The sequence below is a fragment of the Glaciecola sp. SC05 genome, assembly GCF_041380235.1.
In the GTDB taxonomy this organism is placed as follows: domain Bacteria; phylum Pseudomonadota; class Gammaproteobacteria; order Enterobacterales; family Alteromonadaceae; genus Glaciecola.
Genome location: NZ_JBGIYY010000014.1, coordinates 108,672 through 124,180 on the forward strand (window position 1 = coordinate 108,672; position 15,509 = coordinate 124,180).

The following is a 15,509-nucleotide window of genomic DNA, read 5'->3' on the forward strand; positions in this document are numbered from 1 at the left end:
CTAGTTGTTGAAAACCATTCGCACTGAGGACTATCTTGTGCCCGATATGAAGCTATTTACAGGAAATGCAGTTCCTGAACTCGCTCAAAAAGTTGCAGACCGCCTTTATACTAAACTTGGAAACGCCAGCGTTGGCCGTTTCAGTGACGGCGAAATCTGCGTAGAAATTCATGAAAACGTCCGCGGCTCGGACGTTTTTATTATCCAGTCTACGTGCGCCCCAACTAACGATAATTTAATGGAGTTGATTGTCATGATCGACGCCTTTAGACGTGCCTCAGCGGGCCGGATCACAGCGGTTATTCCTTACTTTGGATATGCACGTCAAGATAGACGAGTACGTTCTGCTAGGGTACCGATCACCGCTAAGGTTGTGGCAGACTTCTTATCGAACGTCGGCGTCGATAGAGTCTTAACTGTTGACCTACACGCAGAGCAGATTCAAGGCTTCTTTGATGTGCCTGTAGACAACGCATTCGGTACACCTATTTTGCTTGATGATATGTTCCAGCGAGATTTCAAAGAACCCGTTGTAGTCTCACCTGATATTGGTGGTGTTGTGCGTGCAAGAGCAACCGCAAAGCTACTGAACGATACAGACTTAGCCATTATCGATAAACGTCGCCCGAAAGCTAACGTTGCTCAGGTAATGAATATCATTGGCGATGTAAGAGGTCGTGACTGTATTATTGTAGATGACATGATTGACACTGGCGGCACCCTGGCAAAAGCGGCTGAAGCGCTAAAAGCACATGGCGCTAAACGTGTTTATGCCTATGCAACACACGCAATATTTTCGGGTAATGCAGCGCAAAATTTAGAAGAGTCAGTGATTGATGAAATTATCATCACCGACAGTATTCCCTTGAGTGACGAAATGCGAAAAGTAAAAAAAGTGAAGCAACTGACCTTGTCTGAAATGCTCGCAGAAACCATTCGCAGGATCAGCAACGAAGAATCTATCTCAGCAATGTTTGAATATTAATTTAACGTTTAATATTCACTGACAAATAAACTAAGCCGTGTAAGGGAACTTACTCGGCTTTTTTGTTGCCTTAACAAGGCAACACCCGCCTCTACTAAGGAAATCCTATGAGCATTAAGCATAATTACCTGATTATAACTGTTGCCACTCTGTTTTTATTTGGCTGCAGCGGAAACAGTACGTCTGCTCAAAATAGTCCAGAAACGCAAACCGCAGAAGCGGCTCAAGAAACTTCCAATCAACTAATTGAGAAAAAAGAGGACGCTGTTATGCAACTAACCGGCACTATTCGCTACCAAGATTTCGAAGGTGGTTTTTACGGATTTGTTGCACAAAACGGTAAAAAATACACTTTAAGCAGATTGGCAAATGAGTATCGTCGCGACGGTTTAGTTATTCAAATCACTGCTGAGCCTCTGCATGGGATGGCTACCACCACACAATTTGGTGAGCTGTTGACAGTGCATACCGTTAAGGTAATTGATGACTCCAAGGTCAACAATGGCGGCAATAATAATGTGATGTAGCAACCGTACCTTGCGTCCAAAAGTGTATTATCCAATATAGATAATAGTTGGCAGTGGATCGCACTAGTAGATTGTAATTTTAGATGATATCAAAACCGGTTCGTCAGTCAGTTCATAAAAAATCAGTTCCTGAACATAGTGCGATTCGGTGATCTCGATGGTATCACCTAACTGAAAGACATTTTCCCCAAGTTGGCCTAAGGTCTCTTCCATACTCTGGTACTGACGAATACCGTTAATATGCCAAGCAGCCTCTTTTCCATTATTGAGGCTAGGGTTTTCTAACATATAAATATTGTTGACCGAGCTACCAATCATTTCGATGATCATACTCCCTCCATACCAATGCAACACTTTGCTCTGGGAGAGCCAAGCGCTTGCTCTAGGCACAAGTCCTAAACTATTAATATCTAGGGATGTGCTTTGCTTGGTCAAAAACGCATTAATGACTTGCATCAATTCCGGCGCAATCGCCCGAACATCTAGGGACGGTTGGGAATAAGGGCTTATTTGCAAAGCAAAATTAACGACTTTCTTAGCTATCTCAGACTCACTCCCCATTATAAAGTCTTCGAAGTAAAGCCTTAACTGACTATGTTGATTTTCAAATAGCAGTTGATCGTTAACAATAGCTTGTGGCAATGCCGTAAGCTGTAAAGCTCGATTTTGCTCGTAAACACCCTCAGCCGTCCAAGCCCTATCGTCAAAACGATCATCAAAAGCTAAGAAATTCACAAATTCGGAAGATAACCAACTCTGATAAGAACTTATAGAGATTAAAACCCCTTGATTAAATACCAGCCACAGTTCACGGCCATATGCTAAAATTAGGTACTCATTCTCGGCACGCAGACTTAAGGTTGGGGTACCCAAACGTTTATGCACCTCAGCCAGAGGCATACGTAATTGCAAGCCAAATGCACCCTGCTCAAGGCTCACTGAATGGTCCTCAACAAGCGTAACAATACGTTGGTTGCGCCCAGAAATATCCAGTTCAATTGTTTGCTCCCACCCGCCTAGCGTGCCTAATGAAAGGGCTTTTTGTGGTTTACCTCTTGAATCAAAGGGTGTTAAACCTTTTGAGGCTGTCGCGCTTGGCTCGCACAGTTTAATCAGCTCTCCAGTAAAAGATAAGGTATTGTATTTTGGTGCACTGAAATTAATCGATTTATACTTTAATAAATCAACCACATCCAAATTGCGCTCGGTTAAAATAATCGCATCCGCTGACAAATCTTGTGCTTTTGATTGCATTCGGCTGATAATACGCGCGGCTTCTTTTTCAACATCATCTTGGTCCAGCGCATTGCGCGATAAACCGACATTATGAGTGTAGACCACCGTTTCTATTATTTGGTAGTCGCAATTTGGATAAGCGTTTAGCACTTCAACCGGTGTTTGGGCTGATAACGATTGTGAAATTAACGATATTACTAAGGTAACAACAAACAACAGATACTGTGACAAATGCATTCAAAGTCTTCCCAGTTGACCAACATAAACAATCGGCGTCAAAGCCAGAGCATATCCCATACAAATAACTAGGCTAACACTCTGACATTCCATTCGCTCAGGGCTTAATATCGCCCTTTGAACCTTCATCTTCGCTCTTGGGGGGCAGTTGCATTCGGGCAGTTTCAATGAGGTGCTGATTGCGAGTGCGCTCCATGACTTTAACGCGATTATGCATGGCTGCCTTTGACAAAATATGAGCAGTTACTGGCGCTGTAATCACCAAAAACAGCGTGATAAGCAGTTCATTTATACTCAGTTCTCCCTGCGTGTTGTACATATACACCATTGAACCGATTAAAATGCCACCAAGCCCCAAGGTTGTGGCTTTTGTTGGGGCATGCAAACGCACATATAAATCTTGTAAACGCAGCAGCCCTATAGAGCCAACAAGCACAAAAATTCCGCCCAATAGTAGAAGCACCGATATTAATAATTCAACCATAAATGTCATACTTTGCTCCTATTCAATGATATCGCCGCGCAATAAATATTTACCAAATGCGACACTGCTAACGAAGCCAAGCATGGCAATTAACAAGGCCGCTTCAAAATATAAGGGCGTTTTGCTGAAAATCCCGTATAAAAGAATTAGGGCAATACTGTTGATATACATAGTATCGAGGGCCAAAATACGGTCGACCACATGCGGCCCTATAATGAGGCGCCAAAGATTGAGTACCAAAGCAACACAGAGCATAACCGCTACCAATATTGTCGATATTTCTAGCATCCAAAAATCTCCTTTACACGCGATTCGTAGCGCTGCTTTATCAAGTCGATGACCTCTTGTTCATTTTCAGGCATATCTAATACATGAACATATAGCCACATATTGTCTTTCGATACCTCTGCACTCACCGTACCCGGCGTCATTGTTACCGTGCTGGCCAATACAGTAATTGGTAAAGATTCAGTTAAATCAAGCGGCACAGCCACAAAACCTGGCTTAATTCTGCGCATCGGCCCTACTACTAAAAGCGCCACCTCAACATTCGCCACAACAATGTCTTTTAATACGATCAGGACATAGCTAACCGCTTTCAGTGGTTTTTTAATTGTCGGCTGAGGTACTCGCAAAGGTGCACATAGCAGAGGGATCACTATGGCCAGTACTGAGCCCAATAAAATATGCCCCAAACTGACGGTGGTATTGAGCATTAACCAAACAACTAACAGCAACAAACTGTGAAGAGGCATAGGAAATAAGCGCGAAAAAAAACTCATTGTGCTTCTCCGTCTAAATTCATTATTTCAATTAAATACTGAATATCATGCAGTTGCGCGGCGGCGCTGTTGGTATAGTCAATAATACTCGCAGCGAATAAGGCAAGGACAGGTGAAGCGCCAAGCAACAATAAGACGCCGCCTAATTGCCATTTCGATACCCCTATCGCGTTATCATTGTCATGACTTGGAGTAGAACGGAAAAATATGGTTGTGCCTGCTCTAGATAAGGCAATAATTGTGACCAGACTAGACAATAAAATAATTGACCACACCCACATTCTTTCATCTAAGCTTGTCGCAGATTGTAAAATCACTAATTTACCTAAAAAGCCTGAAAATGGCGGAAGGCCTGCAATCGCCATAGCAACTACAAAAAACAATATGCCAAGTAAGGTTTGCTGTTTGACTTTGCGTGCTACCACAAAATAGTCAAGCGCCCTGCCGCGCTGCTCGCCCAGCATATCGGCAATCAAAAACAGCGCGGCGGTTACTATCGTGCTGTGTATAAGATAGAAAAAGCCAGCTGCCGTTGCTTCGGGTGTTCTTAGTGCAAACGCAATTAGCAAAGTGCCCACCGATACAATCACCAAATTACCCGCTAGCGTTCTGAGGTTGGTACTGGCTAGCGCGCCAATACTACCAACGATTATCGAAAGTATCGCCAAGGGCCAGATCCACGGTTGGACCATATTTGCCAATTCGCCTGCTTGTTCACCAAATACCACGGTGTAAACACGAAAAATACAGTAAACGCCGACTTTGGTCATTATCGCAAACAGCGCTGCAACCGGAGCGCTGGCGGCCGCGTAGGTTTGCGGCAGCCAAAAATGCAGCGGTAACATCGCTGATTTGAGGCCAAATACTATAAGCATCAATGAACCGCCGGCCTGAGCAATCAGTTGTTCACTTTGTGAAAGTTCAGGAATGCGCATGGCCATGTCAGCGATATTTAGGGTACCCGTAACCCCATAAAGCGTGCCTAGTGCAAACAAAAACAGGCTCGAACCAATCAAGTTCAAAATTACATAATGCACATTCGCCGCGGTTCTTTGCTTACCGCCACCATGAATGAGTAGAGTATAAGAAGCAATAAGCAAGACTTCAAAAAATACAAATAGGTTAAACAAGTCGTTGGTTAAAAATGCACCATAAATACCCAGAAGTTGAAACTGTAAAAGCGGGTGAAAATATTTACCCTTGCGGTCTTCGCCAGCAAATGAATATAAAGTAACACCCAGACCCAAGAAGCTCGCCAGTGTGACCAACATTGCAGACAGTTGGTCTGCATACAAAATAATACCAAACGGTGGCTGCCAGTCGCCAACCGCATACATAATTGCACCATTTTCTAAGACTGTGAGCATGAGTACGACTGAACAAATTAACTGCACTAGCGCCAATACTAATGCGGCCGCACGTCTGAATTGATACCTTGTAGGGCCAGCGAAGGGTGGCAAGAGCATCATCAATCCACCCAGCATTGGAATCAATATTGGAAAGATTGCCAGATGAAGCATCATACTTTACCTCCATTCGATTTAACCAGTTTATCGGTATCGGGAGGGTCTCTGCCGTCGACAAAGTCGTTACCAAGATCGGCGCGTGCTCGAATGGCTAAAATAACAACAAACGCAATCATCGCAAAACCAATAACAATGGCAGTAAGTGTTAAAGCTTGGGGTAATGGGTCGGCGTATTTATCGGCCATACCTAAGATCGCGGCTCCGTCGAGACTCAATCGTCCACTTGAAAACAAAAACAAATTAACCGCATATGACAACATCGTTAAACCTACAACTACTGAAAAGGTGCGTGCTCGTAAGCAAAGAAACACTCCACAAAAGGTCAACACTCCTACACAAATTACGTATACAGTTTCCATTATTCCTCCGCAGTCGGGCGGTGAACAGAGGTAAGTTTACCTAGATTCGCCAATATGAGTAAGGTTGCACCTACCACCGTTAAATATACCCCTAAATCAAATATTAGGGCACTTGCCAACTCTATTTCACCAATAAACGGAATGTCGAAATAGTCGAACCATGTGGTCATAAACGGACGACCAAAGAACCAACTACCAATACCGGTTAAGGTCGCAATTAAGACACCCAGCGCTATCAACGTTTGGTAGTCGACTTTTATTCGCGGTTTCACCCAGTCCACGCCATGGGCAATATACTGTTGAATGAGTGCCACAGAAGTAATCAAGCCGGCAATAAAGCCGCCGCCTGGCATATTGTGCCCACGCAAGAAAATATAAAATGATACCAGCAGTGCAAGCGGCAAAAGGCTTTGTGAAATCATCGCCAAAATTGGGGGATGACGGTCTTCAGACCAAGGCACACCATGTTCATTCGCTGTAGGCATAGCTAAACGAACGCGAGCCAACAGCTTAAAGATACCCAGTGCAGCGATGCCAAGCACCAGAATTTCACCCAAGGTATCAAAACCCCTAAAATCAACAAGAATAACGTTTACCGCGTTAGTGCCGCCACCGCCTATTTTACTGTTTGCTAAGAAGAAATCTGAGATGCTGTCTAAGGGCTGAGTAATAAAGGCGTAATTAATCGTCGCCACTAAGCCTCCGATTGCCGCGGCAATACCAACATCCCTCACAACTCTGGATGGTGATGACTCAGGAGCGGTTTTTTGCGGTAAGAAAAACAAGGCTAGCATAAGCAATATAACGGTAACAACTTCTACTGCAAGCTGGGTTAACGCCAGATCCGGGGCTGAAAACCGAGCAAACGCAATTGACACAATTAAGCCAACGACCGAAAGGGTGATCAATGCAACCATACGTTTACGATGATAAATAACCGTAGCAAGTGCGCTTAGACATAAAATTATGGCAGCGGTAATCTCCACACCACTAATAGCTTGGTTTGCAAAATGCATACCCGCAGTATCAAGGTTAAGTAAGGGTATGGCAGTAATCACAATGGTAAAAATTAAAAGCGCCGAAACGTAGCGTTGCAAAGAACCATTGCTTAAATATTCATGGGCCTTAGTTGCATATTTCACAATGCTTTGAATCACGCCTTCAAATATAAACTTAGCATCTGACTCTTTAAACTGAGATTGGAAACGATAGAGATGGCTACGATAAGCATACACCAACAAACCACCACCAATCGCAATTGCACTCATCAGCAATGGGATATTGAATCCATGCCAAATCGCGAGGCTATAGTATGGCAACTCAGTCATCAGTACTGCAGATGCCGCTGATTCGAGTAATCCGCCAATAATAAAGTTGGGGAAAATACCGACCAACAAGCACAACACCACCAAGATTTCGATTGGGACTTTCATAAAGCGTGGCGGTTCATGAGGGGTCTTTGGCAAATCGATAGGATCGCCATTGAAGAAAACATCATGGATAAAGCGCATTGAGTAAGCCACCGCGAAGATACCGGCTAGCGTTGCGAGTACGGGGATCACCCAAGATAAAAATCCTAATGCAGAGGAATGCAGCGTTTCAGCCAAAAACATTTCTTTCGATAAAAAGCCGTTAAATAAGGGCACGCCTGCCATCGATGCAGCCGCTACCATGGCGAGAGTCGCGGTATAAGGCATAAATCGCCAAAGGCCGTTCAACTTACGCATGTCTCGCGAACCAGACTCATGGTCAATGATACCTGCAGCCATAAATAAAGAGGCTTTGAACACCGCGTGGTTCATAATATGGAATAAGGCCGCTACTGCCGCCAATTGAGTATCGAGCCCCAGCAGTAGAGTAATAAGACCAAGATGACTAATAGTAGAATACGCAAGCAAGCCTTTAAGGTCGTGCTTAAACAACGCGATATACGCCCCAAGCAGCAGCGTTATCAAGCCAGTCATACTGACGATCAAAAACCACATTTCGGTGCCTGAAAGCACTGGGTAGAAACGAGCTAACAAGAATATACCCGCTTTTACCATGGTCGCTGAATGTAGATAAGCACTCACAGGTGTCGGTGCGGCCATTGCGTGAGGTAACCAAAAATGGAATGGGAATTGAGCCGACTTGGTGAATGCACCTAACAATATTAATATCAAGGCTATCGGATAAAGGGCATGCTCTCTTATCAAGTCACCGCTTGCGAGTATTACGCCAAGCTCATAACTACCAACGATATCTGCTACTAGCAGTAATCCAGCAAGCAGGGCTAAGCCGCCAGCGCCAGTTACTGTGAGCGCCATGCGAGCGCCTTTGCGTGATTCTGATTTTGTTGACCAGAAACTGATCAATAGGAAAGAACTGATACTAGTAACTTCCCAAGCCATCCATAGTTGCAACACGTTGTTTGACAACACAATCGATAGCATGGCGGTCATAAATAGTATTAGGTAGGCAAAAAAGCGTCCGACCGCTTCTTTTTCTGACAAGTAGTAGCGCGCATATAGGATGATCAGCAGCCCAATCCCTAAGATCAGCAGTGCGAACATCAACGCTAAGCCGTCAAGACGCAGAGACAAGGTCAAGCCAACTGCTGGTATCCACTCAAGATACTCAGTCACTACCTCCCCTGCAAGCACACTTGGCATCAAGCTGACGATATAAGCGAAACCAATCGCCGGAGCCAACATGGTGAAAATGGTGTTTACAGTACGCCCGAATCGTTCGGTGAGTACCGGCACTAATACACCAATCAGTAAGATTGCTGTTATCCAAAATAAACTCATAGTTTCACGGTGCTCCAGTTTTTTATTATACGCTTATCAAGCACTTTGAGAAGTTACCTACTGTAATGTGATTTGACCGATAAGATCCAGTATTTATTACTGTTTTTAAATTTATGCTGATCTTATCAAGCGAAACTTCTATGTATCTAAGACTTTATATCGCCCAAAAAGATCAATTTCTGAAATTTTAATTTAACCATACAAATAAAAGTATACTGTAGAACGGCACACAAATCGCTTTTGTTTTACTTGCTGTTTTTATGAGATTTTTTCGAATTGAAATGCTCTCATTTACCAAGGAAAGCCCTATGACTACAGCTGTTTCTGCTACTCGCGCAGATTTAGCTCTTGCACACTTTTCAAGTACTGCGCAGGAACACACTGCAACGGTGCTAACAAAGCCGCTGTGAGATTGGCTACGTTAGCATTGCCAGTGAAACTCTTGACTGGGGCATTATCGGTTGGATTGATGAAGCATTTGAGCTGGCATGCAGCCCTGAAATTTGAGCGTTTTACTCACATTTCTGATGTGTTTTGCCTATCAGCAAAATGCCAGCGCTCAATTCGTAGACTTATCTTTGGCATCGGGACGATAAGTCTTCACCATGCCTTGTAGAAAGTTTCGTAGAAGCTGGTCTTGGCACTCTCGGTAGCTACGATGATCAGGCTTGCGAAATAAAGCGGTCAGCTCGCCTTTACCTACTGGAAAGCCCGCGGTTCGCAATATTTTCATCATGTCATCCTGTTGATAATTCATTGCAATTTTAATTTTGCGTAAAATATCATTATTTGTCATGCGTTGACCGCTTTTAAGTTCTGGAGGCGCCGCGCCCTCTTTTTTACCTCTTTTATTAATGATTAACCCATCTAAAAATAGCCATAAGGTTTTATCTCGACAGGGCAAGAATCCTTCTTGCTCTTCGCGTAGCATCATATTCGACAGGTAGCTTTCTTCTAGCTCGTAGTCAACCAACTTAAAAATCGCAATCGTGGCGGCGTTATCTAGAGAAAGAGCAAAGCGCAAGCGGCGCAAAACATCATTTAAAAGCATGTATTAATTAACCAAATTAAGAATTTCGCCAACTATACATGATTGCAGAAGGTGCATACAGGTTTGTCAAAAAATTTGAGAGTAATTTGAGCTATATCTTCCAGCATTAGCATAGCCCCCCACTTGTCTGGATAGTTTTAAAGCGCAGACAGTCCAACTCATCGTGTTTTTTCGCAATACCAAGAGCAAAAATATTCCCCCCCTATATACTAAGCCGTCGCTCACATTAGCTAAGGTGTCTAGCTCATTATGAATAAAACAAAAATAATTATCGCCATTTTAGCAGGTCTGTCTTTGTCTGCATGCGCTAACCTTGAAGACTCATCAGATTCAAGGTCATCAGGCGCGAAACTCGACCAACCAAGACCCGACATTATCTGTGAGTGGGGCACCGAGCGATTTGATTTATGCCAATATGAGTCTGAGCCGGAGATGGTCAAAGCCCTCATCGAAAAAATGACCTTACAAGAAAAGATTGGGCAAATGACTCAGTCTGTTTGGCATAATGGCGTAAACCCAGACATTATTCGTGAACAAAATATCGGTTCGATTATTCACACCCAAGGGCCGACTCCTGGTCCTCTTCCGCTTGATTGGATAAATAAATTCGACGAGTTTCAAATCCAAGCTTTGCAAACTCGTTTGGGCATTCCGCTAATGACCGCCGTTGACGCTGTGCATGGACAAAACACCTTTGAGGGTGCAGTGATATTCCCGCATAACATCGGCATGGCCGCCACTCGCAATTTCGATCTTATCCAGCGGGCAGCCGAGATTACCGCTATTGAAATGGCAGGAACCGGATTTAATTGGACCTTTTCGCCATGTATCGCGATGCCTTTACACGAATATTGGGGACGCGTTTATGAGGGCTTCAGTGAAGACAAAGACCTAACTATTAGCGCAGTAAGCGCATCGGTAAAAGGACACCAAGGCGATGACCTAGGTTTACGCCATACCGTTGCAGCGACCGCTAAACATTATTTAGGAGATGGTGCGACAGAAGGTGGTAGAGAAGGCGGTAACGCGATTATTGATGAAGCTACCCTACGCGATTATCACCTGCCTCCGTATGCGCAGGCTGTAAATCAAGGCATTGCATCGATTATGGTGGGCTTTAATTCGGTCAACGGCATTAACATGCATCAACACCAAGACTTAGTAGCAAATGTACTAAAAGGCGAATTGGGCTTTGAGGGTGTAGTGCTAACCGATTGGAATGGCGGAATACGCTATGGGGAGCCACACATTGTTATTAATGCTGGCGTAGACGTAGCTATGCAGCCGGGCAACCATGAGGAGTTCATGAGCAAGCTCACCGCTTCGGTAAACGATGGTACCGTTGAGATGTCGCGCATCGACGATGCAGTTAGACGCATCTTAACCATGAAGTTTAATCTTGGCCTATTTAAAGACCCCTTTGGTAAACGAGAGTTTTCACTCAAAGTAGGCTCAGCTGAACACCGCAAAGTCGCTAGACAGGCGGTAAGAGAATCACTTGTTTTATTAAAGAGTGAGAATGATGTCCTACCGCTCTCACCCAGCGATGATATCGCGGTAATTGGAGAGCATGCCGACAGCACAGGCTTGCAAAGCGGAGGCTGGTCAATAAATTGGCAAGGCACGACAGAGAGTTATGCTGGCGCCACTTCCATTATTGACGGTATACGCAGTATTGCACCCAATACCGAATACTTAAGCCAAGGCTGCACTGCTGATATGCGCGCAAATACTGCGGTTGTAGTAGTGGGTGAACAACCTTACGCAGAATTTAAGGGCGACACTGATCAACTTTGGTTAAATGATGTCCACAAAGGCTATATAGACAGCTGTAAAAAGCTCGACAAATCGGTAGTAGTCGTATTAATCTCAGGGAGAACATTGATTATTGAAGATGACTTAAACAAAAGTGACGCATTCATTGCTGCATGGCTGCCAGGCTCTGAGGGAAGTGGTGTGGCTGACTTTCTGTTTGGCATTGATGGCTTCACGCCAGTGGGTAAATCTCCCTACGCTTGGCCAAAAAGCTTTGATGATTTGCCCCTTGGCCGCTTCGATGAGAAAGCGCTATTCCCATTTGGCTATGGTTTAACCGAGTATTAATATGAGTTTGAGCGCGTAGTAATTTTGACCGTGTAGTAATAACATAGAGCCCTAGTATGCTAACTAACATTCGCAGATACTTCATCAAATCTCGTTTTAAACGCCACGATTTGAAAATAATTGAAGGGATTTCCTTTTCTTCAACAAAAGCGATTTTAGATACCTACGTCAGCGAAGGTTGGGAACTCGGCTATCAGTTCAGCAGCGCGGGATCGTTAGCGTCACAAGGCGAGTGCATTGTGCGACGGGGTCAAAGCAGCCTTACCTTTGCTCATTCTGAAACTAGCCAAGGCTCGATTACTGGGCCAACACGAATTATCAACGACATTGCAAAACAGTATAAGCTCCCCGTTCTGCCTTTCCCTAGCTAATGATTCCAAAGCACTTGCTATACTCTTGAATTATTCAGCTGAAATACTGATTATTTAATTGTTTGCATTGCCACTCAATGTTAGAATGCGCCGCCGTTTGAGAACGGGCTCAGCGTTTCTGCGGGTAGCTTAAGATTACTTATAAAGCAACTTCCCCTTAAACCTTGAGTAACGAGCTTGGTTTGGTCGCAAAACTAAGCAAAACATCTATTCAATGGAGACAATCATGTCTAAAGCAATATTTAACTTGGATGCAAGCGTCCGTACAGACCTAGGGAAAGGTGCGAGCCGCCGCCTACGTCACGAAGGAAAAGTGCCTGCAATCCTCTATGGTGCTGGAAAAGACCCAGTAGCCCTTACCCTCGAGCATAATAAAGTAGTGCAGGCGCAAGATTTCGAAGCGTTCTACTCACATGTTCTTACTTTGCATATCGAAGGTAAAAAAGTAGAAGCACTAGTTAAAGATATGCAGCGCCACCCTTTCAAGCCAAAAGTCACGCACATTGACTTTCAGCGTGTAGTAGCGGGAGAAAAACTGCATACAAATGTACCGCTTCACTTTATCAATGAAGATAAGTGCCCAGGAATTAAAAACGACGGCGGATATGCTGATCACTTAATGCAAGAACTTGAAGTAACGTGTTTACCAAAAGACTTACCTGAGTACATCGAAGTGGACATGCTAGCGGTTGAAATGGGTCAAACCTTACACCTCTCAGACATCGTTTTACCAAAAGGCGTAGAGTCCGTTGAACTAGGCAAAGGCGAAGAGCACGACTTAGCACTAGTGACTATCAAAGCACCTAAGGGACCAAGCAAAGCTGATGAAGAGTCAGATGATGCTGCTCCTGAAGAGGCTCCTGAGGAATAATCAGTTGTCTGATATTCGTCTAATCGTGGGCCTGGGTAATCCAGGCCCCGAATATCACAACACTAGGCACAATGCAGGTGCCATGCTATTAGAAAACTTAGCTTCTTGTTTCAATATTCCATTGAAATACGAAGCTAAGTTTTTTGGTTTTACCGGTAGGGGAATTATTGAAGGTAAAGATGTACGCTTACTGCTTCCTACTACCTTCATGAATAAGAGTGGTCAGGCCGTTGGCGCAATGTGTACATTTTATAAAATATTGCCTAACGAACTCCTCGTCGCTTATGACGAACTCGATTTTGAGCCCGGTATTGCTAAATTTAAAATTGGTGGAAGTTCAAGCCAAAACGGTATTCGTGACATAGTCCAATGCCTAGCTAATCAAAAAGATTTTTTACGCTTACGCGTCGGTATCGGCCATCCGGGGCACAAAAGCAAAGTTACCGGCCACGTGTTAAGCAAAGCGTCTGCAGAACAGCAAACCTTAATCGATGGCGCAATTGACGAAGCCATACGCTGCATTCAAATACTATTAAAGCAAGACTTGGTTACCGCACAACAGCGATTGCATTCATACAACGCTGCAAGCTGATTCAAATCTACTACATCACAACTTATTAGAATATATAGGGCATCAATTATGGGATTTAAATGCGGAATTGTCGGCTTACCAAATGTGGGTAAATCTACGCTGTTTAACGCGCTAACAAAAGCGGGCATCGAAGCAGCAAACTTTCCATTTTGCACAATTGAACCAAACACCGGCGTAGTGCCTGTGCCAGACACTCGACTTGATGCATTGGCGGCCATAGTAAAGCCTCAAAAAGTGATCCCCACGACCATGGAATTTGTGGATATCGCCGGCTTGGTAGCAGGCGCGTCAAAAGGTGAAGGCCTAGGCAATAAATTTTTAGCTAACATTCGTGAGACAGACGCAATCGGTCATGTTGTACGTTGTTTTGACAACGACAATATCGTGCATGTTGCAGGCAAAGTCGATCCCCAAGAAGATATTGAAGTGATCAATACTGAACTAGGGTTAGCCGACTTAGAAACCACCGAAAAAGCAATGATACGAGTTGGTAAGAGAGCTAAAGGTGGAGATGCAGATGCTAAATTTGAACTCAAAGTACTCGAAAAAATACTCCCGCATTTAAACGAAGGCGCCTTGCTCAGAGCACTAGATTTAACGCCTGAAGAACATAAAGCAATTAGCTATATGAACTTTTTAACATTAAAGCCAACCATGTACATTGCTAACGTAAATGAAGATGGCTTTGAGAATAACCCTTACTTAGAGAAAGTGCGGGCCATCGCTGACCAAGAGGGTGCCGTAGTGGTTAGTGTTTGTGCCGCTATTGAGTCAGATATAGCAGAGCTTGATGAAGACGAAAAAGCAGACTTTATGGATGAATTAGGCCTTACCGAGCCTGGTCTTAATCGAGTAATTCGAGCAGGATATGACTTGTTAACCTTACAGACCTATTTCACGGCAGGTGTTAAAGAGGTTCGCGCGTGGACCTATCCGCAAGGCTCCACTGCTCCACAGGCAGCGGGGAAAATACATACCGATTTTGAAAAAGGCTTTATTCGAGCTGAAATTATCGGCTATGACGACTACATTAACGGTAAAGGCGAGCAAGGTGCGAAAGACGCTGGAAAATGGCGCTTAGAAGGAAAAGAGTACATAGTCAAAGACGGTGATGTGATTCACTTTAGATTTAATGTCTAAATAGTTATTTTACTCACAAATAAGCCATCTACAGTTGATGGCTTTTTTTTGCTTGATTGCCCCAAACTGAAAGAGGTCGAGGGTTTTTAAGCGTAAACTGCTCAAAAAGCAGCGGTTTACAGCCATCCTGCTTAGAATGTGTACAACTGACCCTAAAACTTCAAAAAACGGTTGACGACCCTACCTCGCTTGCGCATAATACGCGCCACTCAGAAATGAGCGGTTAAATGGCTAAGTAGCTCAGCTGGTTAGAGCACATCACTCATAATGATGGGGTCGCAGGTTCGAGTCCCGCCTTAGCCACCATTTATTTCTGTTAGTGGAACAATGCGGGAGTGGTGGAATTGGTAGACACGCTGGATTTAGGTTCCAGTGCTTCACGGCGTGAGAGTTCAAGTCTCTCCTTCCGCACCATTGTTTAGAAAGCGACTGGGGTATAGCCAAGTTGGTAAGGCA

General features: G+C 44.1%; 15 protein-coding genes and 2 tRNA genes. 9 read left to right on the top strand and 8 right to left on the bottom strand.

The genetic code is table 11. The features are described from left to right. Positions 1–37 precede the first annotated feature (37 nt). Together AB9H30_RS13670 and AB9H30_RS13675 are read left to right on the top strand one after the other, a co-directional pair. Positions 38–985 (top strand): ribose-phosphate pyrophosphokinase, encoded by a 948-nt coding sequence (locus tag AB9H30_RS13670; RefSeq protein WP_371195253.1) that lies wholly within the window; start codon positions 38–40, stop codon positions 983–985. 107 nt (positions 986–1,092) lie between these two features. Then, a complete protein-coding gene (locus AB9H30_RS13675; protein ID WP_371195254.1) occupies positions 1,093–1,512 on the top strand; it encodes a hypothetical protein in 420 nt (139 codons plus the stop codon). Between the two features lie 63 nt (positions 1,513–1,575). Here the strand turns inward: AB9H30_RS13675 and AB9H30_RS13680 are convergent, their stop codons facing one another. The 8 genes from AB9H30_RS13680 to AB9H30_RS13715 form a co-directional block, all read right to left on the bottom strand. After that, entirely contained in the window at positions 1,576–2,985 is a 1,410-nt protein-coding gene (locus tag AB9H30_RS13680; RefSeq protein WP_371195255.1) for a hypothetical protein, read from the bottom strand. 97 nt (positions 2,986–3,082) lie between these two features. Continuing rightward, positions 3,083–3,478, bottom strand: a complete 396-nt coding sequence (locus tag AB9H30_RS13685; RefSeq protein WP_371195256.1) for a Na+/H+ antiporter subunit G — start codon at positions 3,476–3,478, stop codon at positions 3,083–3,085. A gap of 9 nt (positions 3,479–3,487) precedes the next feature. Next, positions 3,488–3,757 carry a K+/H+ antiporter subunit F gene (locus AB9H30_RS13690; RefSeq protein ID WP_371195257.1) on the bottom strand — a complete coding sequence of 90 codons (270 nt, stop codon included), beginning with the start codon at positions 3,755–3,757 and terminating at the stop codon, positions 3,488–3,490. Next, positions 3,751–4,251, bottom strand: coding sequence for a Na+/H+ antiporter subunit E (locus tag AB9H30_RS13695; protein WP_371195258.1), 501 nt, complete (start codon positions 4,249–4,251; stop codon positions 3,751–3,753). Before AB9H30_RS13695 ends, AB9H30_RS13690 begins: the two co-directional genes overlap by 7 nt. Further along, positions 4,248–5,774 (bottom strand): monovalent cation/H+ antiporter subunit D, encoded by a 1,527-nt coding sequence (locus AB9H30_RS13700; RefSeq protein WP_371195259.1) that lies wholly within the window; start codon positions 5,772–5,774, stop codon positions 4,248–4,250. The genes AB9H30_RS13695 and AB9H30_RS13700 overlap by 4 nt, the downstream gene beginning before the upstream one ends. Beyond that, on the bottom strand, positions 5,771–6,136 hold the full coding sequence (locus tag AB9H30_RS13705; protein WP_371195260.1) for a Na+/H+ antiporter subunit C: 366 nt from the start codon (positions 6,134–6,136) through the stop codon (positions 5,771–5,773). Before AB9H30_RS13705 ends, AB9H30_RS13700 begins: the two co-directional genes overlap by 4 nt. Beyond that, on the bottom strand, positions 6,136–8,925 hold the full coding sequence (locus AB9H30_RS13710; RefSeq protein ID WP_371195261.1) for a monovalent cation/H+ antiporter subunit A: 2,790 nt from the start codon (positions 8,923–8,925) through the stop codon (positions 6,136–6,138). Before AB9H30_RS13710 ends, AB9H30_RS13705 begins: the two co-directional genes overlap by 1 nt. A 559-nt stretch (positions 8,926–9,484) precedes the next feature. After that, complete coding sequence (locus tag AB9H30_RS13715) at positions 9,485–9,976, bottom strand: DUF1456 family protein (protein WP_371195262.1); 492 nt, start codon at positions 9,974–9,976, stop codon at positions 9,485–9,487. A gap of 249 nt (positions 9,977–10,225) precedes the next feature. On the opposite strand from AB9H30_RS13715, the gene AB9H30_RS13720 reads away from it, so the two are divergent. From AB9H30_RS13720 to AB9H30_RS13750, 7 genes are all read left to right on the top strand, one after another. Continuing rightward, complete coding sequence (locus AB9H30_RS13720) at positions 10,226–12,079, top strand: glycoside hydrolase family 3 protein (RefSeq protein WP_371195263.1); 1,854 nt, start codon at positions 10,226–10,228, stop codon at positions 12,077–12,079. A gap of 56 nt (positions 12,080–12,135) precedes the next feature. Continuing rightward, complete coding sequence (locus tag AB9H30_RS13725) at positions 12,136–12,450, top strand: hypothetical protein (protein ID WP_371195264.1); 315 nt, start codon at positions 12,136–12,138, stop codon at positions 12,448–12,450. A 226-nt stretch (positions 12,451–12,676) separates the two neighbouring features. Then, positions 12,677–13,321 (top strand): 50S ribosomal protein L25/general stress protein Ctc, encoded by a 645-nt coding sequence (locus AB9H30_RS13730; RefSeq protein ID WP_371195265.1) that lies wholly within the window; start codon positions 12,677–12,679, stop codon positions 13,319–13,321. 4 nt (positions 13,322–13,325) lie between these two features. Beyond that, positions 13,326–13,913 carry an aminoacyl-tRNA hydrolase gene (gene pth / locus AB9H30_RS13735; RefSeq protein ID WP_371195266.1) on the top strand — a complete coding sequence of 196 codons (588 nt, stop codon included), beginning with the start codon at positions 13,326–13,328 and terminating at the stop codon, positions 13,911–13,913. A gap of 48 nt (positions 13,914–13,961) precedes the next feature. After that, positions 13,962–15,053: a redox-regulated ATPase YchF gene (ychF, locus tag AB9H30_RS13740; protein ID WP_371195267.1), complete on the top strand. Its 1,092-nt coding sequence runs from the start codon at positions 13,962–13,964 to the stop codon at positions 15,051–15,053. Between the two features lie 229 nt (positions 15,054–15,282). Then, positions 15,283–15,359, top strand: a tRNA-Met gene (locus AB9H30_RS13745). 23 nt (positions 15,360–15,382) lie between these two features. After that, positions 15,383–15,467: transfer RNA gene (locus tag AB9H30_RS13750), tRNA-Leu, on the top strand. Positions 15,468–15,509 lie beyond the last annotated feature (42 nt).